Raw genomic sequence first — 22,870 nt, 5'->3', positions numbered from 1 at the left:
GGATTCGCTCACGCCGGCACCTCCCGCGTCGAGCAGTGGATGCCGCCGCCGCCCGACGCGATGCCGAGGATGTCGACCTGCACGATCGCCCGGTTCCCCGCATACGGCCGGATCGCGGCGACCGCGGCCGCGTCGGCGGCCGCGTCATTGAACTTCGGCATCACGATCGCACCGTTGCAGGCGTAGAAATTGATGTAGCCGGCCGCGAAATTCGTCATCTGCCGGTCGGTCAGGCGGGTGCCGGCCGACGTGCCGAAATTGACCGGCGGCACCAGCTCGACGATCTGCAGCGGTCGGCCATTCGCATCGGTCTGGCCGGCAAGCCGTTGCCGGTTCGCGTCCGTCAACGCGCGCTCGCCGGTCGAGTTCGACACGTCGTAACAACACGCGACCACGCCGGGCGCGAGAAAGCGCGCGTAGAAATCGACGTGCCCGTTGGTGATGTCGGTCTCGCCGGCCGGGGTCGCCGCGCCGCCGGCACCGCCCACGCCGCTGCCACGCGGATAGGTCGCCGTACCAGGCAGCCAGATGATCTTCCGCACGCCGAGCGTGCGCTGCAGTTCGGCGAGCACCGTGTCTTTCGCCGTCGGCAGCAGCGTCGCATTCGCGATCACGCCGTTCGGGATGTCGAACAGCTGCGGATTCCGGTTCACGTGCAGCACGGACGATTCGGTGAGGATCGCCGTCGCATCGCCGTCGAATTCGATCGCGCCGCCTTCGAGCGTCAGCGTGCTGCGGATCAGGCTCGCGCCTTTCCGCTGCGCCATCCAGCCCGCCACCGCGTTGTCGCGGCTGAACGGCTGGAAGAACTTGCCCGCCTTCGACCGGTTGCTCGCGGCCGCGACTTCCGGCGGGACCGTCGCGCCCGGGCTCATGCCGGCGCCATCGGTGTTCGCATTGCCCCAGCCGTTGAAATTGAAGCCGACCGCATTCAGCGCATCGCCGTTCGTCGTATCCCTGACGAACAGGCACCCCGTGTCGCGCACCCAGAAATCGTTGAAGCCGTCGGCGAGCGGCACGAGGTTGATCCCGCCGGCTCCCGCGGCGCGGGCCGCATAGCGCGCGTGCAGGTCGGGGTTCGCGACGCTCGCGGTCGCGAGCAGCGCGCCGGCCGCGTCGAGATCGGCCGGCAGCACCAGCATGTCGACCGGTTCGGTCGCGCCGATCGCTTTCGCGACGTCCATCAGGTCGGCCCGCACGCGCTCGATGCCGGCATCCGTGCTTTGCGGCGTGACGGGCATCCAGATGCCATCCGCGCCGGACGCGAATGCCATGTAGGTCGACGCATGCGGCGCATCTTCGGCCGGCAGCCGGTACTTGACCTGCCGCGTCGACGGCGTCGTGCCAGATGTCGTGCCTGGCGATGTGGAAGCCGCGCCGGATGCACCATCGCCGCTGCCACCGCAAGCGGTCAGGCTGCCCAGCAGCGGCACGCCGAGAAAGGCGGCCGAATACCGGATAAAGCCGCGCCGGCCGTTATCGGCTGTGCGCTGCATGCGCTCACCGGTGTTCGCATGGGTACGTCGTTTCATCATGTTTCAACTCCCTTGTGCGGTCGGCGCGCACGCGTGCACGCCGGCTTCCGTCTCGCAAGACGGACTCCGCATTGTTTTCAGTAGTCCGGAATGAATGGCTGCCTGCTACGGTCGTACGGGCCGGTCACGCATGCCGGCCCGCGGCCGCGCTCAGGCCGGCTGCTGTTGCGTCGTGCAGTGGATGCCGCCGCCGCCCGCGGCAATGCCGTCGATGTTCAGCTGGATGATCTCGCGCCCCGGAAACAGGTCGACGAGCGTGTCGCGCGTATTGCGGTCGGCGCGGCTGTCGCCGAACGCCGGCGCGATCACCGCACGATTGCAAACGTAGAAGTTGATGTAGCCGGCCGCGAACTCATCGTTCTCGTATTGATGCCGGACGGACTTCGGCCCCGGCAGCACGACGACTTTCAACGGGCGGCCCTTTGCATCGGTGGCTTTCCGCAGGATCTCCAGATGCTGCCGCGTCACCGCGTGGTCGTATGAAGACGGATCGGTATCGAGCCCGGCCACCACCACACCCGGGCTCGTGAAGCGCGCATAGAAGTCGGTATGTCCGTCGGTGATGTCCTTGCCCGCGATGCCCGGCAACCAGATGATCTTCCTCAGGCCGAGCAGCCGGCTCAGCTCCGCCTCGCACTGTGCCTGGCTGACGCCCGGATTGCGGTTCCGGTTGAGCACGCAGCTGCGCGTGATGATCGCCGTGCCCTCGCCGTCTACCTCGATGCCGCCGCCTTCGAGCACCAGCCTCGTGTCGAGCAGCCGCGCACCGGCGCGCTCCGCCACGAACGGCGCGACTTCCGCGTCCTGGTCGTGCTCCTGCTTGTTGCCCCAGCCGTTGAAATTGAAGCTCACGCCGCCGAGCTGGCCCGACGCGTTCTTCACGAACACGGGCCCCGTGTCGCGCATCCACAGATCGTCGACCGGGTGCTGGACGAGCTCGACCGATGATCCGCACAGCCGCGATGCGATCGCATAGTCCTGCTCGCGCACCAGCATCTTGAGCGGCTCGTGCGCGGCGATCGCCTTCGCGATCGCGGCCAGGTTCGCGCGCGCAACGGGCAACAGCCGCGCGCCCCAGATGTCCTCGCTCGGGCCGAATGCCATCCAGGTCGCCGTATGCGGCGCGCCCTCGTCCGGCATGTGCCAGGTTGCGCCCTGCTGCGCGTGCGCGGCGCGGCCGAGCAACCCGCCCAGCGCGCCGGCGGCGAGCGCCGCCCCCGATACGGACAGGCCGCGTTTCAACAGTTGACGTCTCGTCGTCATGGCATTCCTCTTTCGCTTGCCGATTGCTTCGTTTGCTTCGGTGGTTTCAATCGTTCGGCGGCTTCATGATGCGCGGTCACGGCCGCGCCGTCTTGAAGCCGAGCCAGGTCCGGCCTTCCAGACGCATCGCGGCCGGCGATTCGGCGATCGGCGTGAACAACGTACGCCGCGTCGCCTCGTCCGGATAGATGCCCGGATCGCGTACCAGCGCCGGGTCCATCAGCTTCAGCGCGCCCTGGTTCGCATTCGCATAGCGCGTCGAATTCGAGATCTTCGCGATCACGTCCGGACGCAGGATGTAGTTGATGAACGCATGCGCGTTGTCCGGATGCTTCGCGGACGCCGGAATGACCATCGCGTCGAACCACATCAGGGTGCCGATCCGCGGAATGGCGTACACCACGTCGCGTTTCGGATCGCGCGCCTTCGCCTTCTGCGCGGCCAGGTTGATCGCGCCGGAGAAGCCGACCGTCACGCACAGCTCGCCGTCGATCAGCTCGTTGGCATCGGACGAATTGACGAACTCGCGGATGAACGGCCGGATCTTCATCAGCATCGCCTGCGCGGCCGCATAGTCCTGCGCGGACGGGTGCATCGGATCGCGGCCGACATAGCGCAGCGCCAGCGGCAGCACGGTGCTCGCGGAATCCTGCAGGCCCAGCCCGCACTTCGCGGCGACGCGCGCCGCGATCTCCGGCCTGAACAGCAGGTCGAGGCTGTCGGCCGGCATGTCCTTGCCGAGGATCGCGCGCACCCTGGCGCGGTCGTAGCCGACGCCCACGGTGCCCCACATGTACGGCACGCCGTACTGGTTGCCCGGATCGGATTGCGCCATCTGCTTCAGCAGCGACGGATCGAGATACTTCAGGTTCGGCAGCCGGTTCCTGTCGAGCTTGCGAAACACGCCGGCCTGGATCTGCTTGGCCATGAAGTCGTTGGTCGGCCACACGAGGTCGTAGCCGCTGTTGCCGGTCAGCAGCTTCGACTGCAGCGTCTCGTCGCTGTCATACGCGTCGTAGCGCACCTTGATGCCGGTTTCCTTCTCGAAGCCGGCCAGCGTATCCGGCGCGAAGTAATTGCTCCAGTTGTACAGGTTCAGCACCTTCTCTTCGTCGGCGCGGGCCGTGCCGGCCAGCACGCACAGTGCGAGGCCCGGCACCGCGAAGCGCAACCCTCCTTTCCGTTTCATCGGGCCTCCCTCATCGATAACACGACGACACGCCGTCGCTGGTCAGCAACGTGCGGTACATCTCCGGGCGGCGATCGCGGAAAAAGCCCCACGATTGCCGGTCGGCGCGGATCGCGTCGAGATCGAACGTGTGCACGAGCACGGCTTCATCGGTGCGGTTCGCCTCGGCCCGCTTCTCGCCGGTGTGATCCGCGATGAAACTCGACCCGTAGAACACGCCGGTGAGCCCCTGCTGCGCCGGATTGCCGTTGCCGAAGCCCACTTCGCGGCCGATCCGGTTCGCGGCCACGACCGGCACCATGTTGGCGGCCGCGTGGCCCTGCATCGTGCGCTGCCAGTGGCCGGACGAATCGAACGCACTGCTGAACGGCTCCGAGCCGATGATGGTCGGAAAGCACAGGATCTCGGCGCCCATCAGCGCGAGGCTGCGCGCGGTCTCCGGGTACCACTGGTCCCAGCAGATGCCGATGCCGATCCGGCCGAAGCGCGTGTCCCACACCTTGAAGCCGGTGTCGCCCGGCGTGAAATAGAACTTCTCCGTATAACCCGGCCCGTCCGGGATATGCGTCTTGCGATAGACGCCGAGCACGCGACCATCCGCGTCCGCGACGGCGACCGAGTTGTACGCGGCATTGCCCGCGCGCTCGAAGAAGCCGATCGGCAGCACGATGCCGAGCTCGCCGGCCAGCGCCGCGAAACGGGCGATCTGTGCGTTGCCTTCGAACGGCTGCGCGAGTTCTAGATGACGCACGTTCTGGTCGAGGCAGAAGTACGGCATCGCGAACAGCTCCGGGCACAGCACGAGATTCGCGCCCTGTGCGGCCGCCGCGCGGATCAGGCGCTCCGCGGTGGCCATGTTGTCTTCGAGATTCCAGCTGCCCGACGCCATTTGGACGGCGGCGACGGTGATGTGTTTGGACGGCATTGCGATTGCTCCTCGGTCGAACCGGAAACCGCTGACGAAACGCCGCTCAGTGCGCGACGGACGGCTGCTGCTGCGTCGAGCAGTGGATGCTGCCCCCGCCGATCGACAACGTCGGGATCGGCAGCATCTCCACGTTACGCCCGGGAAACGCGCGGCCGAATGCCTCGCGCGCCGCCTGATCCTGCTCGACGCCGAACGCGGACACGATCACCGCGCCGTTCACCAGAATGTAGTTCGCGTAGCAATCGCAGTAGCGCTCGGAGCCGAAGCGTTCGGTGACGATCGGCGACGGCAGGTCGAGCAGCTCGAAGCGACGCCCCGCCGCATCGGTCGCCCGCTCCAGCGCGCGACGGTTTTCCCGCATCACGTGAAAATAGTCGCCCTGCTCCGGCAGCGCGGTCTGGCACAGCATCCGGCCGGGTGCGATGAACGACGCGATGCCGTCCACGTGCCCGTTCGTCTCCACTTCATCGGGATTGCCCGGCAGCCAGATGATCTTCTCGACGCCCAGCATCCGGCGCAGCTCCGCCTCGATCTCCGCGCGGCTCAGGTGCGGATTGCGATTCGGATGCAGCAGGCAGCTCTCGGTGGTGACCAGCGTGCCCTGCCCGTCGACATAGAACGCGCCGCCCTCCAGCACCAGGTGTGAATTGAAGATCTCCGCGCCGGCCGCGCGGGCGATGTCCTGCCCGGCCTGCTGGCAGCCGTCGTACGGCTGGTATTTCTCGCCCCAGCAGTTGAAGCGGAACACGGCCGCGCCGAGCCTGCGCTGTTCGCTCACCAGGAAGACCGGCCCGCAGTCGCGCAGCCAGTTGTCCTCGGCCGCGACCGGCAGCACGTCGACGCTCGCGCCGACCATCTCGCGCGCGGCGTCGGCCTGGCTGTAGTGCGCGGCCACCACGCAGCGCTGGTAGCGGGCGATCGTCCGCGCAACCAGCGCGAATTCGCGGCACACCTGCGCATAGTGGCTCCCCCACAGATCCTCGCGATCGTGGAGAACCGGCCATCCGAGCCACGTGGCGTCCATGGATTCCCATTCCGCGGGCATCCGGTAACCGCGCTGGCGAGCATCAAAGCGACCCATCGTTCAGCCTCCGTTGTGATTGATGGCCGATTGTGCGTCAGGTTAAACTTGATGAATATTGATATTTATTGGCCAAATCAATCAATCTGCCTCATATCTCGATGCAACGCGTTCCGTCCCTTAAACTGCTGACCGGCTTCGAAGCCGCGGCCCGATTGGGTAATTTCTCGCGCGCGGCCGACGAGCTGCACCTGTCGCAATCGGCGATCAGCCATCAGATCCAGCAGCTCGAAGCGCAACTCGGGCAGCCGCTGTTCCGCCGGCGCGGCCGCGGCGTCGAACTGACCATCGCCGGCGAGGTCCTGCAGCGCAGCGTGCAGCGCGCGATGGACACGTTGCGCGGCGGCCTCGACCGCATCGCGACCTACCTGAACCCGGGGCTCGTCGTGCTCGTGTGTCCCGCGCCGTTGCTGCATGGTTGGCTGCAGCCGCGCCTCGAGCAGTTGCAGCAGGCGCTGCCCGACCTGTGCCCGCTGCTGTCGACCGACGAAACCGCGCGCTACGTCGACGAGATCGACGTCGACATGACGATCGGCACGCGGCCGATGCTGCAGCCCGGCCTGCTCGATATCCCGTTCATGCGCGACGAATGGGTGACGGTGTGCGCGACGCCGCTGGCGGAACAACTCGAACGCGTGCCGCGCGACGCGCACCCGCGGCACGCGGGCGTCATCTGTCTCGAAGCCAGCCTGACCGACGAGCGCCTGGCGACCGTATTCCGCGAGCGGCTGTCGGCGTTCCGGATGCATGCGATCTACGACGACCAGCGGCTCGTGCTGGACGCCGTGCTGCGCGGCCGCGGCATCGCGTGCCTGCCGCGCCTCGTCGCGCAGGCGGGCATCGACCAGCGCACGCTGACCGTGCTCGCCGATTACCCGCGCCTGCCCGGCACCACGTGGTGGCTGTCGCGCATGGAAGGCCCGTCGCGCTCGCCGATCGTCGAGCGGATGTTCGAATGGCTGGTCGAGCAAGGCAGCCGGTCGAGCGCATCCGATCCGGCGCCCGACCACGCGACGCCTCCGCCCGCGTAATCGCACGCCGCAAAAAAAAGTCCCGCCGGATGGCGGGACGTCTGTCGACCTTCAAATGCACATGCGCAGCCGATCACGGCTCGTGACGCAGATACCCCTCCTTGCTCGGATCGCGCATCCGCCACGACACGAGCAGCGAAATCGCGCACAACACGGTCACGTACCAGTAGAAGGTTTCCTCGCTGCCGATCGACTTGAACCACAGCGCGACGTACTCGGCGGAACCGCCGAAGATCGCGTTCGCGACCGCGTACGACAGGCCGACGCCCATCGCGCGCACTTCCGGCGGGAACATCTCGGCCTTGATCAGCCCGCTGATCGACGTGTAGAAGCTGACGATCGCGAGCGCGACGGTGATCAGCACGAATGCGGCCACCGGGCTCGTCACGTCTTTCAGCGCATGCATCAGCGGCACCGTGCCGATCACCGCGAACGAACCGAACAGGATCATCGACGTGCGGCGGCCGATCTTGTCGGACAGCGCGCCGAACACCGGCTGCATCAGCATGTAGACGAGCAGCGCGACGGTCATCACGTTGCTGGCCGTCTTCGCATGCATGCCGGCCGTGTTCACGAGGTACTTCTGCATGTACGTCGTGAACGTGTAGAAGATCAGCGAGCCGCCGGCCGTGAAGCCGACCACCGTGAAGAACGCGCCCTTGTGCTGCCACACGCCGCGGATCGTGCCCGCGTCTTTCTTGTCGCGCGATGCGGTCGTCGACGTTTCATCGAGCGACTTGCGCAGGTACAGCGAGATCAGCGCGGCCGCCGCGCCGACCACGAACGGAATGCGCCAGCCCCACGCCTTCAGTTCATCGGCCGACAGCGTCTGCTGCAGGATCACGAGCACGAGCAGCGCGCACAGCTGGCCGCCGATCAGCGTCACGTACTGGAACGACGCGAAGAAGCCGCGACGGCCCTTCAGCGCCACCTCGCTCATGTAGGTCGCGCTCGTGCCGTATTCGCCGCCCACCGACAGCCCCTGGAACAGCCGCGCGACCAGCAGCAGCGCCGGCGCGAGTGCGCCGATCTGCGCATAGGTCGGCAGCACCGCGATCACGAGCGAGCCGCCGCACATCATCAGCACCGAGATCATCATCGCGTTGCGGCGGCCGTGGCGGTCGGCGATGCGGCCGAACAGCCAGCCGCCGATCGGACGCATCAGGAAGCCGGCCGCGAACACACCGGCCGTGTTCAGCAGCTGCGTCGTCGTGTTGCCGCTCGGGAAGAACGCCGGTGCGAAGTACAGCGCGCAGAACGAGTAGATGTAGAAGTCGAACCACTCGACGAGGTTGCCCGACGAGGCGCCGACGATGGCGAACACGCGCCGCCGGGTGTCATGCGCGGACAGCGCAGCTTGGTCGGTCTGGACGTCCATGGATGGGTCAGTTCCTTTTTAGTGCTTTCTGGGCGAGACGGCTGGGGGCCGCCGCGTGCGATCGTACGTGGCACCGGTTCCGGCGCACGGCGCTACGGGATTTTAGCGAAATGTAAAGTAACGGGCTCTCCGGGTTCGTCCGGATGTAGAAAATTTTTCTCCCACCACGCGTTCGTCATATGAAAACGCCAGCCGCAAGGCTGGCGTCCGATGCAAACATTCCGCAGGCAACACGTTCAGATCCGCACCTCCGGCGGCACGTAGCGGCACTCGTAGCGCTTGCGCACGGTGCCGGCCTCGTCGACGCTTTCCAGGAACACGTCGAATTGCCACAGCCGCGCCATGTGCTTGAGCACCTCGTCGCTGTCGTTCGACAGGTGGCGGTTGTCGGTCATGAAGTGGCGCAGCGTGAGACTGCGATCCCCGCGTGTATTCACCGCCCACACCTGGATGTTCGGCTCGCGGTGATGGATGTCGTACTGCCGCGACAGCGCCTGCCGCACGTACTGGTAGCCCGAATCGTCGTGGATCGCCGACACCTCGAGCGAATCGCGCATGTCGTCGTCGAGCACCGAGAAGAGCCGCATGTCGCGGATCAGGCTCGGCGACAGGTACTGCGCGATGAAGCTCTCGTCCTTGAAGTTGCGCATCGCGTAGTGCATCGCCGGCAGCCACGGGGTGCCCGCGATCTCCGGAAACCACTTGTAGTCCTCTTCCGTCGGCGCTTCGCAGATCCGCCGGATGTCGCTCATCATCGAGAAGCCGAGTGCATACGGGTTGATCCCGCTGTAGTACGGCTTCGTGACGGGCGGCTGGTAGACCACGTTGCTGTGCGAGTGCAGGAATTCCATCATGAAGCTGTCTTCCAGCTTCCCCTGGTTGTACAGCGTGTTCAGCAGCGTGTAGTGCCAGAACGTCGCCCAGCCTTCGTTCATCACCTGCGTCTGCCGCTGCGGGTAGAAATACTGGCCGATCTTGCGCACGATGCGGATCACTTCCCGCTCCCACGGTTCGAGCAGCGGCGCATTCTTCTCCGCGAAATACAGCAGGTTCTCCTGCGGCTCGGGCGGATAGCGGTCTTCCTGCTCTTCCATCAGCTCGGGCTTCTTGCCCGGCAGCGTGCGCCACAGTTCGTTCACCTGCGATTGCAGGTACGCCTCGCGCTCGCGCCGCAGCGCGGCTTCCTTCGACAGCGAAGGCTTCTGCGGCCGCTTGTAGCGGTCGACGCCGTAGTTCATCAGCGCATGGCACGAATCGAGCAGTTCCTCGACGCGATCGAGGCCGTAGCGCTCCTCGCATTCCGCGACGTAGTTCTTCGCGTACACGAGATAGTCGATGATCGCGTGCGCGTCGGTCCACAGCCGGAACAGGTAATTGCCCTTGAAGAACGAGTTGTGCCCGTACGCCGCGTGCGCGATGACGAGCGCCTGCATCGTCATCGTGTTCTCTTCCATCAGGTACGCGATGCACGGGTTCGAGTTGATGACGATTTCATATGCGAGCCCCATCTGGCCGCGACGGTAGCTCTTCTCGGTCGACAGGAAATGCTTGCCGAACGACCAGTGACGGTAGTTGACGGGCATCCCGACCGATGCATACGCGTCCATCATCTGCTCCGCGCTGATCAGTTCGAGCTGGATCGGGTAGATATCGAGCTCGTATTGTTCGGCAACCTGCGAGATGTGCGTGTCGTATTCCTCGAGCAGTTCGAACGTCCAGTCGGACGGGCACGGCAGCGGCTTGCGTTCGGCAACGTTCATACGCGCTTCCTTTTGCCCTGGGCCGGGCAAGTCGGCGGCCGGCGGCGGTGGTTCGGCCTGCCCGCGTTGCTGCGATGCGGCAGGGCCGGCCGTGTCGTCGCCGGAAGGGCGCGGCGCATAGCCGCGCGACTCGTTGTGCAGATGGCGGGTCGTCATGACATTTCCACCTGCTTTTCGAACAATTCGCGAAACACCGGGTAGATGTCGGCAGCCGATTCGACTTTTTTCATCGCGAGGTGCGGCTGAGACAAGGCCAGTTGCGCGTATTCCAGCCACAGGTTCTGCTCCTCCGGCGCGACCTGGATATACGCGAAGTAACGCGTCTTCGTGAGGATATCCTCTTCCAGGATTTTGCGACACTTGGGCGAATCGTCGGTCCAGTTGTCGCCGTCGGACGCCTGCGCACCGTAGATGTTCCACTCGGTCGGCGAGTAGCGCTCGTTCATCACCTTGCGCATCAGCTCGAGCGCGCTCGACACCACCGTGCCGCCGCTCTCGGTCGAATGGAAGAAGGTGTCCTCGTCCACTTCCTCGGCTCGCGTGTGATGACGGATGAACACGACCTCGATGCGCTCGTAGTTCCGCTTGAGGAACAGGTAAAGCAGGATGAAGAAGCGCTTCGACAGATCCTTGCGCTGCTCGTCCATCGAGCCCGACACGTCCATCAGGCAGAACATCACGGCCTGGCTCGACGGTTGCGGCTGCTTCACGCGGTTGATGTAGCGCAGGTCGAACGGATCGATGAACGGAATCCGCCAGATGCGCCCCTTCAGGTGATGGATCTCGGCCTCGAGCACCGCGATCTCCGCGCGCCGGTCTTCCGGATCGCGCTTCATCGCCTCGAGCTGCGCCTCGAGTTCGCGCAACTCGTTGACGAGCGGCGAGCCGAGCGCGATGCGACGCCCGAGCGCGCTGCGCAGCGAACGCACGACGTCGATGTTGTTCGGCGTGCCTTCCGCCGACCAGCCCGCGCGCACGTTCTTCCAGCTCGGCACCGTCAGCAGGTGCGTCTTCACGAGGCGCGGGAGTTCGAGATCGTCGAAGAAGTACTGCATGAACTCGTCGCGCGACAACTCGAACACGAAGTCGTCCTGCCCTTCGCCCTCGTTGCTCGCCTGACTGCCGCCCCCGCCGGAACCACCCTGCGGACGCGGGATCTTGTCGCCGCGCACGTAGTCCTCGTTGCCGGGGTGCACGTATTCACGACGTCCGCCAGGGGCGTGCCGAAAATTCGGCTCCGCGATGTCCTTGCGCGGGATCGTGATGCTTTGCGTGCTCTGGATATCCTTGATGCTACGGTCGCGCACCGCGTCGGACACGGCACGACGAATGTAGTTCTTGACGCGACGCAGAAAGCGTTCGCGGTTGGCGATACTCTTGTTCTTGCCGGCCAGCCTGCGGTCGATGATTTGATGAAGCACTCCCGGTCTCCCGCTCGAAAGTCGATATGCCGGGACGCTCGCCGCACATGCCGTCTCCCGTCATGCGGGCGGCGTCTCTGAAAACACCCGTACGGCGACGCCGTACGGGCGCGGTACCGCGCGTGTCATGACGACTTGCGCACGCGCAGGTACCAGTCGCAAAGCAGCCTCACCTGCTTCGGCGTATAGCCCTTCGCGACCATCCGGTTCACAAAGTCCTCATGCTTGCGCTGCTCCTCCGCCGAACCCTTGGCGTTGAACGAAATCACCGGCAACAGTTCCTCGGTGTTCGAGAACATCTTCTTCTCGATCACGACGCGCAACTTCTCGTAGCTCGTCCACACGGGGTTCTTGCCGGCATTCGCCGCCCGCGCACGCAACACGAAGTTCACGATCTCGTTGCGATAATCCTTAGGATTACTGATGCCGGCCGGCTTCTCGATCTTCTCCAGCTCCGCGTTCAGCGCGGCGCGGTCGAAGCTCTCGCCCGTGTCGTGATCGCGGAATTCCTGGTCCTGGATCCAGAAGTCCGCATACGTGACGTAGCGGTCGAAGATGTTCTGGCCGTACTCCGAATACGACTCGAGGTACGCCGTCTGGATCTCCTTGCCGATGAATTCCGCGTAGCGCGACGCGAGCACGTCCTTCACGAAGGACAGGTACTTCTGCTCGGTTTCCGGCGGGAACTGCTCGCGTTCGATCTGCTGTTCGAGCACGTACATCAGGTGCACGGGGTTGGCCGCCACCTCGCTCGAATCGAAGTTGAACACGCGCGACAGGATCTTGAACGCGAAGCGTGTCGACACGCCCGTCATCCCTTCGTCCACGCCCGCGTAGTCGCGGTATTCCTGGTACGACTTCGCCTTCGGATCGGTGTCCTTCAGGTTTTCGCCGTCATACACCTGCATCTTCGAGAACAGGCTCGAATTCTCCGGCTCGTGCAGGCGCGACAGCACCGAGAACTGCGACATCATCTTCAGCGTGCCCGGCGCGCACACGGCTTCGGCCAGCGACGAGTTCCGGATCAGCTTCTCGTAGATCTTGGTCTCTTCCGACACGCGCAGGCAGTACGGCACCTTCACGACGAAGATCCGGTCGAGCAGTGCCTCGTTGTTGCGGTTGTTGCGGAACGCCTTCCACTCCGACTCGTTCGAGTGCGCGAGGATGATCCCGTCGAACGGAATCGCGCCGAAGCCCTCGGTGCCCTTGAAGTTGCCTTCCTGCGTGGCGGTGAGCAGCGGGTGCAACACCTTGATCGGCGCCTTGAACATTTCGACGAACTCGAGCAGCCCCTGGTTCGCCAGGCACAGGCCGCCCGAGTAGCTGTACGCGTCGGCGTCGTCCTGCGCATACTGTTCGAGCTTGCGGATATCGACCTTGCCGACCAGCGACGAGATGTCCTGATTGTTCTCGTCACCCGGCTCCGTCTTCGCGATGCCGACCTGCCGCAGGATCGACGGATAACGGCGCACCACGCGGAACTGGCGGATGTCGCCGTTGTATTCGTGCAGCCGCTTGACGGCCCACGGACTCAGGATGTTCTTCAGGTAGCGGCGCGGAATGCCGTACTGTTCCTCGAGGATCGGGCCGTCTTCGTCGTAGTCGAACAGCCCGAGCGGCGATTCGTTGACGGGCGAACCCTTCAGCGAATAGAACGGCACGCGCTCCATCAGTTGCTTCAGACGCTCGGCGATCGACGACTTGCCGCCGCCCACCGGGCCAAGCAGATAGAGGATCTGCTTCTTCTCTTCGAGCCCTTGCGCAGCGTGTCGGAAGTAGGCGACCACCTGCTCGATCACCTCCTCCATTCCGTAGAACTCACGGAATGCGGGATAGACCTTGATGACCTTGTTCGCAAAGATCCGCGACAGGCGCGGGTCGTTGCGGGTATCGATGTGTTCAGGTTCCCCGATTGCTTCCAGCATGCGTTCACCAGCCGTCGCGTACGCGGATGGATCGTTCTTGCAGAGCGCGAGATACTCCTCCAGCGAGAGCTCTTCCTCTCGCGTTTTTTCGAAGCGGTTCGCGAAGCTGCTGTAAATATCCATGCTACCTCCCTCGCCTGAGTCTGAAGACGTGCCTGCCTTCGTACGACTGCGCAGAAGCAAGCGCGTTCGAATTCATCCTAAACCCTTTCTTATTTTTTTTCACGAACTCTTCGTATGAAGTTCGTCATTCTCGACAACACCGCTTGGACAACACATTTCGTCGTTTTACAATCGACCTCCCGAGCCGCAGAAACTGCATCCGTCGCGTCTCGTCGAACAACGGAACGTCTTGTGTGTTGGACACCTCCGACGTCGTCGCTTCTCCCCTTCATCCCTATACGTTCGAGCGGTCGTTTTCGACGACACGTTGCGCGCGCCGTTACAAATTTTTTTCGCAGCGCCCTTACGGAAATACCCGTACGACGGATGCGGGAACATGACGCACCACCTGTGCACGCATCCTTCGAGGCACGTTTCACCCGGCATGCGACGCGGCACGATCGTCATTCATGCCTGTCACATTTCTTCCGTCGCGGAAACGACGACGCCCGCATGTCGCGGGCGTCATTCGTCACCAAATGGGGATAGATGCGCGGCGCGCGCGAATCAGAAGGTTTCCCAATCGTCCGCGTCGGCGGTAGCGGCCGCTTGCGCGGGTGCTGCAGAAGCAGCGACAGGCCGGCGTACCGGCGCCGGTGCGGCGACGCGTTTCGGGGGTGCGTCGCGCTCGTCGCGCGCGGCAGCCTGGACGGACACCGCCACCGTTGCGGCGGCCGCACGCGGCGCGTGACGCACGGCAACCGGGGCCGCGACACCCGGGCGTGCCTCGTCTTCATTGAGCTGGAAGACCGCTGCCGTTTCACGCAGGCGCCCGGCCTGTTCGTCGAGCGATTGCGCGGCAGCCGCGGCTTCCTCGACGAGCGCCGCATTCTGCTGCGTGACCTCGTCCATCTGCGCGACCGCGCGCGCCACCTGGTCGATCCCGCCGCTCTGCTCCTCGGACGCCGCCGCGATCTCGCCCATGATGTCCGTCACGCGCTGCACCGCACTGATCACGTCGCTCATCGTGCGCCCCGCTTCGTCGACCAGCGTGGAACCCGACCGAATGCGCTCCACCGATGCGTCGATCAGCACCTTGATCTCCTTGGCCGCGGTCGACGAACGCTGGGCCAGGCTGCGCACTTCGCCCGCGACGACCGCGAAACCGCGGCCTTCCTCGCCTGCCCGCGCCGCCTCGACTGCGGCATTCAGCGCAAGAATGTTGGTCTGGAACGCGATTCCCTCGATGATCGCGATGATGTCGGCGATCTTCGCCGAGCTGTCGTTGATCTCGCCCATCGTGCCGACCACCTGGCCGACCACCGTATTGCCCTTGTTTGCAATCTCCGACGCGTTCGCGGCCAGCGAACTCGCCTGGCGTGCATTGTCCGCGTTCTGTTTCACGGTGCCGGTCAGCTGCTCCATGCTCGACGCGGTTTCCTGCAGCGCCGCGGCCTGTTCCTCGGTGCGCGACGACAGGTCGATGTTACCGGCCGCGATCTGGCGCGCCGCGGTCGCGATCGACTCGCTGCCGCCGCGCACGGTGCGCACCGTGTCGACGAGCCCGCGCTGCATCTTGCCGAGGCCTTCGAGAAGCTGGCCCATCTCGTCACGGCGATCCACGACGATCGGCCGGCGCAGGTCGCCGGCGGCAATCGCATCGAAATGCGCGAGCGCATCGGCAATCGGACGGCCGATCGCGCGGCTCAGCGTCAGCCACGACACCACCGCGGCGGCAAGGCCGGCCACCAGCGCGGCGATCGCCAACACGCGCACCGTGTCGAATGCCGATTCCGCACGGTCGAAGCCGGCTTGCGCATCGGTGAACTGGAAGTTGCGCAGCGCCTCGCTCGCCACCGAGAGGTCGTTGTAGCTCGCCTGGAGCTGCTTCGCGCCTTCGCCGATCCGGTCGGCCTGATTCGCTCCGATCACGCTTGCGAACGCGTCACACGCGTGCTGCAACGCCTGCCGCTTCGCGGCGACGTCCTGCGCGAGCCGGTCCTCCTCCGGACCGCGCGGCAACGCGAGGTATTTCTGCCACCATGTATCGGACTGCGCACGCATCGCGCGGCTTCGTTCGACAGCCGCCGCCGCGTCGGGCGTGCCGGCCAGCAACGCCCCACGGTCGAGCGCCAGGCGTTCGCGCGCGGCGTAGATCTCGGCCACCGAAACGTCGACCGCGCTGGGCATCTGGTTCGTGAAAACATCGCGCGTCGTGTCGTTTGCGCGCGTCATGCCGTACACGCCAAGCGCGCCGATCACCCCGAGGAGTACCGCCAGAAACGCCATCGTGAGACCGATGCGCGCACGAATCGTCAGGTTTTTGAACACCATCATCCTTCCTGTGTTGCGTCGTGATGGACGGGACAGCCCGTCGCTTCGAAGCATTGCTTCACTTGGTGCATTTACGACCATGCACCGCACAACTTGATGGTGTTTCCGCTATTTTTTCGAATTATTCGTCTGTTTATTACAAACAGCTAAATGAATAATGCGTGTTTCAGCGCACGTTGGAAGCCAGGGGATGAGCGGCGCTCCGCTGCCGGCGCGCGTCGCAGATAGGCGGCCGGCCGTCGTTTGCGACGAACCGGCCGCGATGCTTGATCAGGCCCTATTCGGCCAGTTCGGCCAGCGTGGGAATCGACGGCTGCGCGCCCGCTCGCGTGACCGACAGTGCCGCGGCGCGTTGCGCGAAGCGGATGGCCGTATCGACGTCCGCACCGGCCGCGAGCTGCGCGGAAAAGCCGCCGATGAAGGTATCGCCGGCCGCCGTCGTGTCGACGGCCTGCACGGCCGGCGCCGGATAATGCCGCGCCGCGCCATCAGCCGTCAGCGCCAGCACGCCGCGCGCGCCGAGCGTGACCAGCACGTTGCGCGCGCCGCCTGCCTGCAGCCTGCGCGCGGCGGCTTCCGCCTCCGCCGGGTCGCGCACCGGCAGCGCGGTCAGCGCGGCCGCCTCGACCTCGTTCGGGATCAGGTAATCGACGAGCGGCAGCCAGCCGTCCGGCAGCGGTGCGACGGCCGGGGCCGGATTGAGCACCACGGTGCGGCCGAGCCGCCGCCCGGCCGACAGCGCCGCGAACACCGCGTCCGGCGGCGTCTCGAGCTGGCAGATCAGCACGTCGGCCGACGCCAGTGCGGCCTCGTGCCGCGCGACCGTCTCGGTCGTGACCTCGCCATTGCCGCCCGCGACGATCACGATCGCGTTCTGGCTCGCATCGTCGACGACGATCAGCGCGACGCCGGTCGACGCCGACGCGCTCGTCGCGAGCCCCGCACAGTCGATCCCCTCGGCTTCGAGCCCCGCGCGCAGGGCCGCGCCGTGCGCATCCGCGCCGACGCAGCCGATCATCGCGACCTGCGCGCCGAGCCGGGCGGCCGCGACGGCCTGGTTGCCGCCCTTGCCGCCCGCCGCCTGCGCGAACGCATGACCGGCGAGCGTTTCGCCCGGCAGCGGCAGGCGCGGCGCGCGCACGACGAGATCCATGTTGAGGCTGCCGACCACCGTCACGCGGCCGGTGCCTGCCGTGGGCGCCGTCATGCGCGACCGCCGGAGGCCGGCGGCTCGCGGTAGACCGCCGTCGATTCGCGCAGCACGAGGCGCGGCGACACGACGCGGCGGCGGCTCGGCACGGCGGTCGAGCCGCCGCCGATGCGCTCGATCAGCGTCTGCGCGGCCATTTCGCCGAGCGCGCGCACCGACTGGCCGACCGTCGACAGGGCCGGATACGTGTAGCGGGAGAATTCGATGTCGTCGAACCCGATGATCGAACAGTCGTCGGGCACGCGCATGCCGCGCTCGGCCGCCGCGCGCAGCGCGCCGACACCCATCAGGTCGTTGCCCGCGAAGATCGCGCTCGGCCGCACCGATTCGAACAGCCGCGACGCCGCGTGATAACCGCCGAGGCACGAGAAATCGCTTTCCGCGATCGCGCCCGGCACGATGTCGACCCCGCGCTCGGCCATCGCGCGGATGAAGCCGTGCACGCGCATGGCGCTGACCGCCGTGTCGGTCGGCCCCGTGATGCAGCCGATCTTCGCGTGCCCGAGCTCGAGCAGGTGACGCGTCGCCAGGTACGCACCGCGCTCGTGGTCGATCTGCACGAGGTCGGCCGCGAGCCCCTCGATGTTGCGGTCGACGACGACGAGCGGCGCGTGGATATCCGCGAGCGTCTGCGCGAGCACCGCATCCTCGCCCGCCGATGCGACGATCAGCCCGTCGATACGCTTTTCCTGCAGCACGCGCAGGTAGTTGCGCTGCTTGACGGGATCGTCGTCCGAGTTGCAGAAGAACACGCAATAGCCATTGGCCGCGCACTGATCCTCGATCCCGCGCGCTAGCTCCGCGAAGTACGGATTCGTGCTGTTCGGCACGACAAGGCCGATGGTCGCCGTCGCACGCGCCTTCAGCGAGCGCGCCACGGCCGACGGCACGTAATTCAGCTCGCGGATTGCGCCCTCGACCTTCGCACGCACATCCGCGGACACCGGCCGCGAATTGTTCACCACGTGCGAGACGGTCGTAAACGACACGCCCGCCATGGCCGCCACATCCTTGATCGTCGCCATTTCCCGTTTCTCTCTGGTCTGTTCTGTCTGTCTTTCTACCGCACGCGGGTGCGCCGGCTGCGATACGTATCGAGCACGACCGCCACCACGATCACCGCGCCGGTGATGATCCGTTTCGTCGGCTCGTTCGCACCGATCTGCGCCAGCCCCGCGGCCAGCACGGAGATGATCAACACGCCAAAGAACGTGCTGATCACCGAGCCGCGCCCGCCCATCAGGCTCGTGCCGCCGATCACGACGGCGGCGATCACCTGCAGTTCGAGACCGACGCCCGCATTCGGGTCGGCGGCCTCGAGCCGCGAAATCTGGAACAACGACGCCAGCCCTGCGAGGGCGCCCATCAATGCGAATACGAGAATTTTATACGGCCTCGGGTTAACCCCTGCAAGTCGGACCGCTTCTTCGTTCGTGCCGATCCCGACGAGATAGCGTCCGAACACGGTGCGCGTCAGCACGAACTGGGCCGCGATCATCACCGCGACCGCGATCAGGAACGCCGGCGATATGCCGAGCGCGATCGGGTTCGACAGGAAATCGAACGCGTCGCCGATATAGGCCGTGCGCGAATTCGTCAGCTGGTATGCGAGGCCGCGCGCGGCCTCCAGCACGCCGAGCGACACGATGAACGACGGGATCCGCCAGCCGACCGTGACCGCGCCGGTCAGCGCGCCCGTGACGGTCGCGACCGCAATGCCGATCAGCGCGGCCGGCAGCGGCCCCCACTGCCATTTCAGCGCGGCGACGCTGACCATCGACGCGGCGAGCGCGAGCACCGAGCCGACCGACAGGTCGATCCCGGCGATGATCAGCACGAAGGTCATCCCGACCGACATCACGACGAGATCGGGAATCTGGTTCGCGATCGTGCTGAACGTATCGTAGGTCAGGAAATGCGAGCTCAGCACCGAAAACAGCGCGATCATCGCGGCGAGCGCACCGGCGAGCCCGAGGTAGTTCGACAGGCCGAGCCGCGTGCCGGACAGCGTGCGCGCACGGCGCCCCGTCACGTCCTGCTGCGCGCCTGCATCGGTCGGGGTTACGGGAGGCTGGGTCATGGTCGTCCTGTATTCGAAGTACCGGGAGCAGCGCCTTGCGCGTGCCCCGCGTCCGGATGCTGCGCGCCGCCCGGCGGCGTGTCGCGGCCGAAGCCGGCGAACGCCGCGGCCAGCAGCGCATCCTGGGTCCAGTTGCCGCGCTCGAACACGGCGGTCATGCGCCCGGCCGACATCACGCCGATCCGGTCGCAGATCAGCATCAGCTCGCGCAGGTCGCTCGACACGACGACGAGCGCGCGGCCTTCGCGCGCGAGCGCGCCCATCAAAGTGTAGATCTCGAACTTTGCGCCGACGTCGATCCCGCGCGTCGGCTCGTCGAACAGCAGCACGCCCATGTCGCGTGCGAGCCAGCGGCCGATCACGACCTTCTGCTGGTTGCCGCCCGACAGTTCGCCGACCGCCTGCGTCGCGCCGTGCGCGCGGATCCGCAGCGCGTCGATCTGCTGCTCGGCGAGCGCCGTTTCGCGCGCGCCGTCGACGATCCCGCCGCGCGCGAGCCGGTCGAGCTGGCCGAGCGACACGTTCGCGGTGATCGACTGCGTCAGCAGCAGCCCTTCGCCCTTGCGATCCTCGGTGATCAGCGCGATGCCCTGCTTCACCGCCTCGACGGGCGAACCGATCCGCACCGGCTTCGGTGGCTGGCCGATCGCGATCGTCCCCGCGTCCGGCGCATCCGCGCCGTAGATCAGCCGCAGCAGCTCGGTGCGCCCCGCACCGATCAACCCCGAGATGCCGAAGATCTCGCCCGCGCGCACCTCGAGCGACACGTCGCGCACCGCCGTCCCGCGGCTGAGGCCCGACACGACGAGCCGCGGCGCGCCGATATGACGCTCGCCGAGATCGATGTGCTCGCCGATCTCGCGCCCGACCATCAGCGTGACGAGCCCGTCGGACGTCGTCGCCGCCATGTCGCCCGCGTGGACGAGCCGGCCGTCGCGCAGCACCGCGACGCGCTCGGCGACCCGTGCGAGTTCCTCGAGCCGGTGCGAGATGTAGACGATCGCGACGCCGCGCGCCTTCAGCCGGTCGATCTGCTCGAACAGCAGCTCGACTTCACGCGCGGTCAGCATCGCGGTCGGTTCGTCGAGAATCAGCACACGGCAGTCGCCGATCAGGTTGCGTGCGATCTCGACCATCTGCTGGTGGCCGATGCCGAGCGCGCCGACCGGCGTATCGGGATCGACCGCGTCGAGCCCGACCTGCGCCATCGCGGCCCGCGCATCGTCGCGCAGCCGCGCGCGATCGATGATCCCGAAGCGCCGCGGCAGGCGGTTCAGGAACAGGTTTTCGGCGACCGTCAGTGTCGGCAGCAGGTTCAGCTCCTGCATCACCATGCGCACGCCGAGTGCCTCGGCCTGCGTCCGGCTCGCCGGCGCATACGGCGTGCCGCCGAGCTGCATCGTGCCGGCGGTCGGCTCGACGAGCCCGCCGATGATCTTCGACAGCGTGCTCTTGCCGGCGCCGTTCTCGCCCGTCAACGCAAGCGCGTGGCCCGCCTCGAGCGTCAGCGTGACGTCGGCGAGCACGGGTTCGGCATAGGTTTTGCCGATGCCGGAGACGGACAGCACGGGAGCGGCTGCGCGGGAGGGTTGGAAAGTCGGGTCCATCGCGATCCTGGTTGCGGCCGCGCGCACGCGGCGCGCGGGTGTGACGCTCACAAGTGCATGTGCATGCAGTGGCCGTGATCGCGCTCACCCCGGATAACGGCCGCCGCGCCCGATTCTTGAGGGCGGCGGCCGCATCGGGGCCGCGTCACTTCGTCACGAGATCCACCGGCGTCTCGACCACGCCCGACATGTCGGCCTGCTTGCGATGCTCGGCAATCGCCTTGAGCGCCGTGTCGATACCGAACACGGCCTGCTTCGCCGCGTACTGATCGGCGGTCGCGAGCACGCGGCCGTCCTTCAGCATCGGCTTGATCGCGTTGATGTTGTCGTAGCCGACCACGAGCACCTTGCCCTGCTTGCCGGCCGCGCGCACGGCCGACACGGCGCCGATCGCCATGTTGTCGTTGCCGCACAGCAGCGCCTTCAGGTTCGGGTATTCGTTGAGCATCGCGGCGGCGACCGCATTGCCCTTGTCGATCTCCCATTCGCCGGACTGCACCGACACGACCTTCATCCCGCCCGCCTTCATCGCGTCCTGGAAGCCGGCCGTGCGCTGCTGCGCATTGGTCGTCGTCGACACGCCTTCGACGATGCCGACCTGGTCGCCCGCCTTCAGCCGCTTCGCGAGGTAATCGCCGATCTTGCGCGCGCCCTTGCGGTTGTCCGGGCCGACGAACGGCACGTTCAGGTTCTTCGATTTCAGCACGTCGGGATCGAGCCGGTTGTCGATGTTCACGACGATGACGCCCGCGTCGACCGCCTTCTTCACGACCGGCACGAGCGCCTTCGAATCGGCCGGCGCGAGCACGATCGCGTCGACCTTCGACACGATCATCTGCTCGACGATGCGGATCTGGTTCGCGGTGTCGGTTTCGTCCTTGATGCCGTTGGTGATCAGGTCGAACTGGCCCGCGTTGTGTTTCTGGTATTCCTTCGCGCCCGTTTCCATCGTCAGGAAGAACTCGTTGGCGAGCGACTTCATCACGAGCGCGACCTTCGGCTTGGCTGCCGATTGCGCGTGGACGGCCGGTGCGGCGGCGACCGCGACGGCGGCGAGCGCGGCGGTCAGGAAGCGACGGCGAAAGCGAACATTCATACTCATCTCCTGGCGACTGGCCCCAAGGGCCGGACGATTATTTGACTGTTGTTTTAATGTGAGCAAACGTTTGCGCCACACTACCCGAGCAATGGCCATCGATGCTGCTGTCGGTACCACGGAATGGAAGCGAGGCAGACGGCCGACTGCCTGGCGCGCTGTCGTTTACGCGCCGCCGCCGGCGGGACGCCGGCGGAGTGAAGGCTATGCTGTACCGATTCGCGTCGGCGTGCAACCTGTCTGATCAATATTTAAGGGTTTATTCGGAGCGCGTGTCACGCCGGGCCCCGCGGCGCCGGTTCGTCTTCATCGGCCGACGGCGGCTCACCGAAGCGGTTCGCATGCGGCGTGCCGGCGATGAAGCCGTTCATCACGAACAACGCGAGCGCGCCGACGATCGGCACGAACAGCAGCAGCATCCACCATCCCGACTTGTCGATGTCGTGCAGCCGCTTCACACCGACCGCAATCGACGACCACACCGCGACGACCGCGATGACGACGGCCACCAGCATCACCAGCGGCGGCAGATCGTCTTCCGGCGCACCGCGGGAACCCGCATCGAAAATCGCGCTGAGTACGGTGGAAACCAGCGCGTAGATCCACCACGGCAGGCGTCCGATCCGGCCTTCGAACGAAAAGAGAAGCCATTTCAGATTCATTGTTTACCTCTTCGTCACGCGTGTTGCGGGCTGCGCGGTTGGTCTCCAAGCGTGCCGGGACCGGCGATCCGCGTGCTTTGTTTCTTGAGGGCGGACGGGCTGCCGGCTTTGCTTTTCGCACTCCGTTCCGGTGTTGCGCGTTGCGTCGCTGGTGCGATCCGGCCGCAGGATGGCGACCAAGGGACGGCCCGAGCGCGCGTCACCCGGCATTCACGCGCATTGAATCACATTTGCCGGCCAATGGATCGCTCGATATGGCAGATGGCCG

The 22,870-nt window shown here is 66.0% G+C and carries 17 protein-coding genes; 1 reads left to right on the top strand and 16 read right to left on the bottom strand.

From position 1 onward, the window contains the following. Positions 1 to 8: 8 nt before the first annotated feature. The 5 genes from CFB43_RS08970 to CFB43_RS08950 form a co-directional block, all read right to left on the bottom strand. A complete protein-coding gene (locus CFB43_RS08970; protein WP_089494801.1) occupies positions 9 to 1,535 on the bottom strand; it encodes an agmatine deiminase family protein in 1,527 nt (508 codons plus the stop codon). Positions 1,536 to 1,685: 150 nt separating this feature from the next. Then, positions 1,686 to 2,798 (bottom strand): agmatine deiminase family protein, encoded by a 1,113-nt coding sequence (locus CFB43_RS08965; RefSeq protein ID WP_089494800.1) that lies wholly within the window; start codon positions 2,796 to 2,798, stop codon positions 1,686 to 1,688. Between the two features lie 76 nt (positions 2,799 to 2,874). Next, positions 2,875 to 3,987 (bottom strand): polyamine ABC transporter substrate-binding protein, encoded by a 1,113-nt coding sequence (locus tag CFB43_RS08960; protein WP_089494799.1) that lies wholly within the window; start codon positions 3,985 to 3,987, stop codon positions 2,875 to 2,877. 10 nt (positions 3,988 to 3,997) lie between these two features. After that, positions 3,998 to 4,912 carry an N-carbamoylputrescine amidase gene (gene aguB, locus CFB43_RS08955; protein ID WP_089494798.1) on the bottom strand — a complete coding sequence of 305 codons (915 nt, stop codon included), beginning with the start codon at positions 4,910 to 4,912 and terminating at the stop codon, positions 3,998 to 4,000. A 46-nt stretch (positions 4,913 to 4,958) separates the two neighbouring features. Beyond that, positions 4,959 to 5,960 (bottom strand): agmatine deiminase family protein, encoded by a 1,002-nt coding sequence (locus tag CFB43_RS08950; protein WP_226275281.1) that lies wholly within the window; start codon positions 5,958 to 5,960, stop codon positions 4,959 to 4,961. 137 nt (positions 5,961 to 6,097) lie between these two features. On the opposite strand from CFB43_RS08950, the gene CFB43_RS08945 reads away from it, so the two are divergent. Continuing rightward, the gene (locus CFB43_RS08945; protein WP_089495286.1) at positions 6,098 to 7,027 is read left to right on the top strand and encodes a LysR family transcriptional regulator; all 930 of its coding nucleotides are present in this window, start codon (positions 6,098 to 6,100) and stop codon (positions 7,025 to 7,027) included. A 73-nt stretch (positions 7,028 to 7,100) separates the two neighbouring features. On the opposite strand, the gene CFB43_RS08940 is transcribed toward CFB43_RS08945, so the two are convergent. The 11 genes from CFB43_RS08940 to CFB43_RS08885 all read right to left on the bottom strand — a co-directional run bounded on the left by CFB43_RS08940 (position 7,101) and on the right by CFB43_RS08885 (position 22,602). Then, positions 7,101 to 8,405 (bottom strand): MFS family transporter, encoded by a 1,305-nt coding sequence (locus CFB43_RS08940; RefSeq protein WP_089494796.1) that lies wholly within the window; start codon positions 8,403 to 8,405, stop codon positions 7,101 to 7,103. 236 nt (positions 8,406 to 8,641) lie between these two features. Beyond that, positions 8,642 to 10,321, bottom strand: coding sequence for a SpoVR family protein (locus CFB43_RS08935; protein WP_089494795.1), 1,680 nt, complete (start codon positions 10,319 to 10,321; stop codon positions 8,642 to 8,644). Then, positions 10,318 to 11,586, bottom strand: a complete 1,269-nt coding sequence (locus CFB43_RS08930) for a YeaH/YhbH family protein (RefSeq protein ID WP_089456163.1) — start codon at positions 11,584 to 11,586, stop codon at positions 10,318 to 10,320. Before CFB43_RS08930 ends, CFB43_RS08935 begins: the two co-directional genes overlap by 4 nt. 125 nt (positions 11,587 to 11,711) lie before the next feature. Further along, positions 11,712 to 13,634, bottom strand: a complete 1,923-nt coding sequence (locus CFB43_RS08925) for a PrkA family serine protein kinase (protein WP_011351905.1) — start codon at positions 13,632 to 13,634, stop codon at positions 11,712 to 11,714. 546 nt (positions 13,635 to 14,180) lie between these two features. Next, complete coding sequence (locus CFB43_RS08915) at positions 14,181 to 15,947, bottom strand: methyl-accepting chemotaxis protein (protein WP_089494794.1); 1,767 nt, start codon at positions 15,945 to 15,947, stop codon at positions 14,181 to 14,183. Between the two features lie 277 nt (positions 15,948 to 16,224). After that, complete coding sequence (gene rbsK, locus CFB43_RS08910; protein WP_089494793.1) at positions 16,225 to 17,154, bottom strand: ribokinase; 930 nt, start codon at positions 17,152 to 17,154, stop codon at positions 16,225 to 16,227. Then, complete coding sequence (locus CFB43_RS08905) at positions 17,151 to 18,182, bottom strand: LacI family DNA-binding transcriptional regulator (RefSeq protein WP_039358736.1); 1,032 nt, start codon at positions 18,180 to 18,182, stop codon at positions 17,151 to 17,153. Before CFB43_RS08905 ends, rbsK begins: the two co-directional genes overlap by 4 nt. 35 nt (positions 18,183 to 18,217) lie before the next feature. Beyond that, entirely contained in the window at positions 18,218 to 19,237 is a 1,020-nt protein-coding gene (locus CFB43_RS08900; protein WP_046545645.1) for an ABC transporter permease, read from the bottom strand. Further along, entirely contained in the window at positions 19,234 to 20,844 is a 1,611-nt protein-coding gene (locus CFB43_RS08895; RefSeq protein WP_089494792.1) for a sugar ABC transporter ATP-binding protein, read from the bottom strand. Before CFB43_RS08895 ends, CFB43_RS08900 begins: the two co-directional genes overlap by 4 nt. Positions 20,845 to 20,989: 145 nt before the next feature. Then, complete coding sequence (locus tag CFB43_RS08890) at positions 20,990 to 21,940, bottom strand: sugar ABC transporter substrate-binding protein (RefSeq protein ID WP_089494791.1); 951 nt, start codon at positions 21,938 to 21,940, stop codon at positions 20,990 to 20,992. A 275-nt stretch (positions 21,941 to 22,215) separates the two neighbouring features. Then, positions 22,216 to 22,602 carry a DUF805 domain-containing protein gene (locus CFB43_RS08885; RefSeq protein ID WP_089494790.1) on the bottom strand — a complete coding sequence of 129 codons (387 nt, stop codon included), beginning with the start codon at positions 22,600 to 22,602 and terminating at the stop codon, positions 22,216 to 22,218. Positions 22,603 to 22,870 lie beyond the last annotated feature (268 nt).

The organism is Burkholderia sp. AU15512 (assembly GCF_002223325.1).
GTDB lineage: Bacteria > Pseudomonadota > Gammaproteobacteria > Burkholderiales > Burkholderiaceae > Burkholderia.
Note: the sequence above shows the minus strand (reverse complement) of the source record. Positions and strands in the feature narration are given on the sequence as shown.

Coding starts and splice junctions, on each gene's coding strand:
- CFB43_RS08970 (WP_089494801.1), bottom strand. CDS start 1,535: ATGATGAAACGACGTACCCATGCGAACACCGGTGAGCGCATGCAGCGC.
- CFB43_RS08965 (WP_089494800.1), bottom strand. CDS start 2,798: ATGACGACGAGACGTCAACTGTTGAAACGCGGCCTGTCCGTATCGGGG.
- CFB43_RS08960 (WP_089494799.1), bottom strand. CDS start 3,987: ATGAAACGGAAAGGAGGGTTGCGCTTCGCGGTGCCGGGCCTCGCACTG.
- aguB (WP_089494798.1), bottom strand. CDS start 4,912: ATGCCGTCCAAACACATCACCGTCGCCGCCGTCCAAATGGCGTCGGGC.
- CFB43_RS08950 (WP_226275281.1), bottom strand. CDS start 5,960: ATGCCCGCGGAATGGGAATCCATGGACGCCACGTGGCTCGGATGGCCG.
- CFB43_RS08945 (WP_089495286.1), top strand. CDS start 6,098: ATGCAACGCGTTCCGTCCCTTAAACTGCTGACCGGCTTCGAAGCCGCG.
- CFB43_RS08940 (WP_089494796.1), bottom strand. CDS start 8,405: ATGGACGTCCAGACCGACCAAGCTGCGCTGTCCGCGCATGACACCCGG.
- CFB43_RS08935 (WP_089494795.1), bottom strand. CDS start 10,321: ATGACGACCCGCCATCTGCACAACGAGTCGCGCGGCTATGCGCCGCGC.
- CFB43_RS08925 (WP_011351905.1), bottom strand. CDS start 13,634: ATGGATATTTACAGCAGCTTCGCGAACCGCTTCGAAAAAACGCGAGAG.
- CFB43_RS08915 (WP_089494794.1), bottom strand. CDS start 15,947: ATGGTGTTCAAAAACCTGACGATTCGTGCGCGCATCGGTCTCACGATG.
- rbsK (WP_089494793.1), bottom strand. CDS start 17,154: ATGACGGCGCCCACGGCAGGCACCGGCCGCGTGACGGTGGTCGGCAGC.
- CFB43_RS08905 (WP_039358736.1), bottom strand. CDS start 18,182: ATGGCGACGATCAAGGATGTGGCGGCCATGGCGGGCGTGTCGTTTACG.
- CFB43_RS08900 (WP_046545645.1), bottom strand. CDS start 19,237: ATGACCCAGCCTCCCGTAACCCCGACCGATGCAGGCGCGCAGCAGGAC.
- CFB43_RS08895 (WP_089494792.1), bottom strand. CDS start 20,844: ATGGACCCGACTTTCCAACCCTCCCGCGCAGCCGCTCCCGTGCTGTCC.
- CFB43_RS08890 (WP_089494791.1), bottom strand. CDS start 21,940: ATGAATGTTCGCTTTCGCCGTCGCTTCCTGACCGCCGCGCTCGCCGCC.
- CFB43_RS08885 (WP_089494790.1), bottom strand. CDS start 22,602: ATGAATCTGAAATGGCTTCTCTTTTCGTTCGAAGGCCGGATCGGACGC.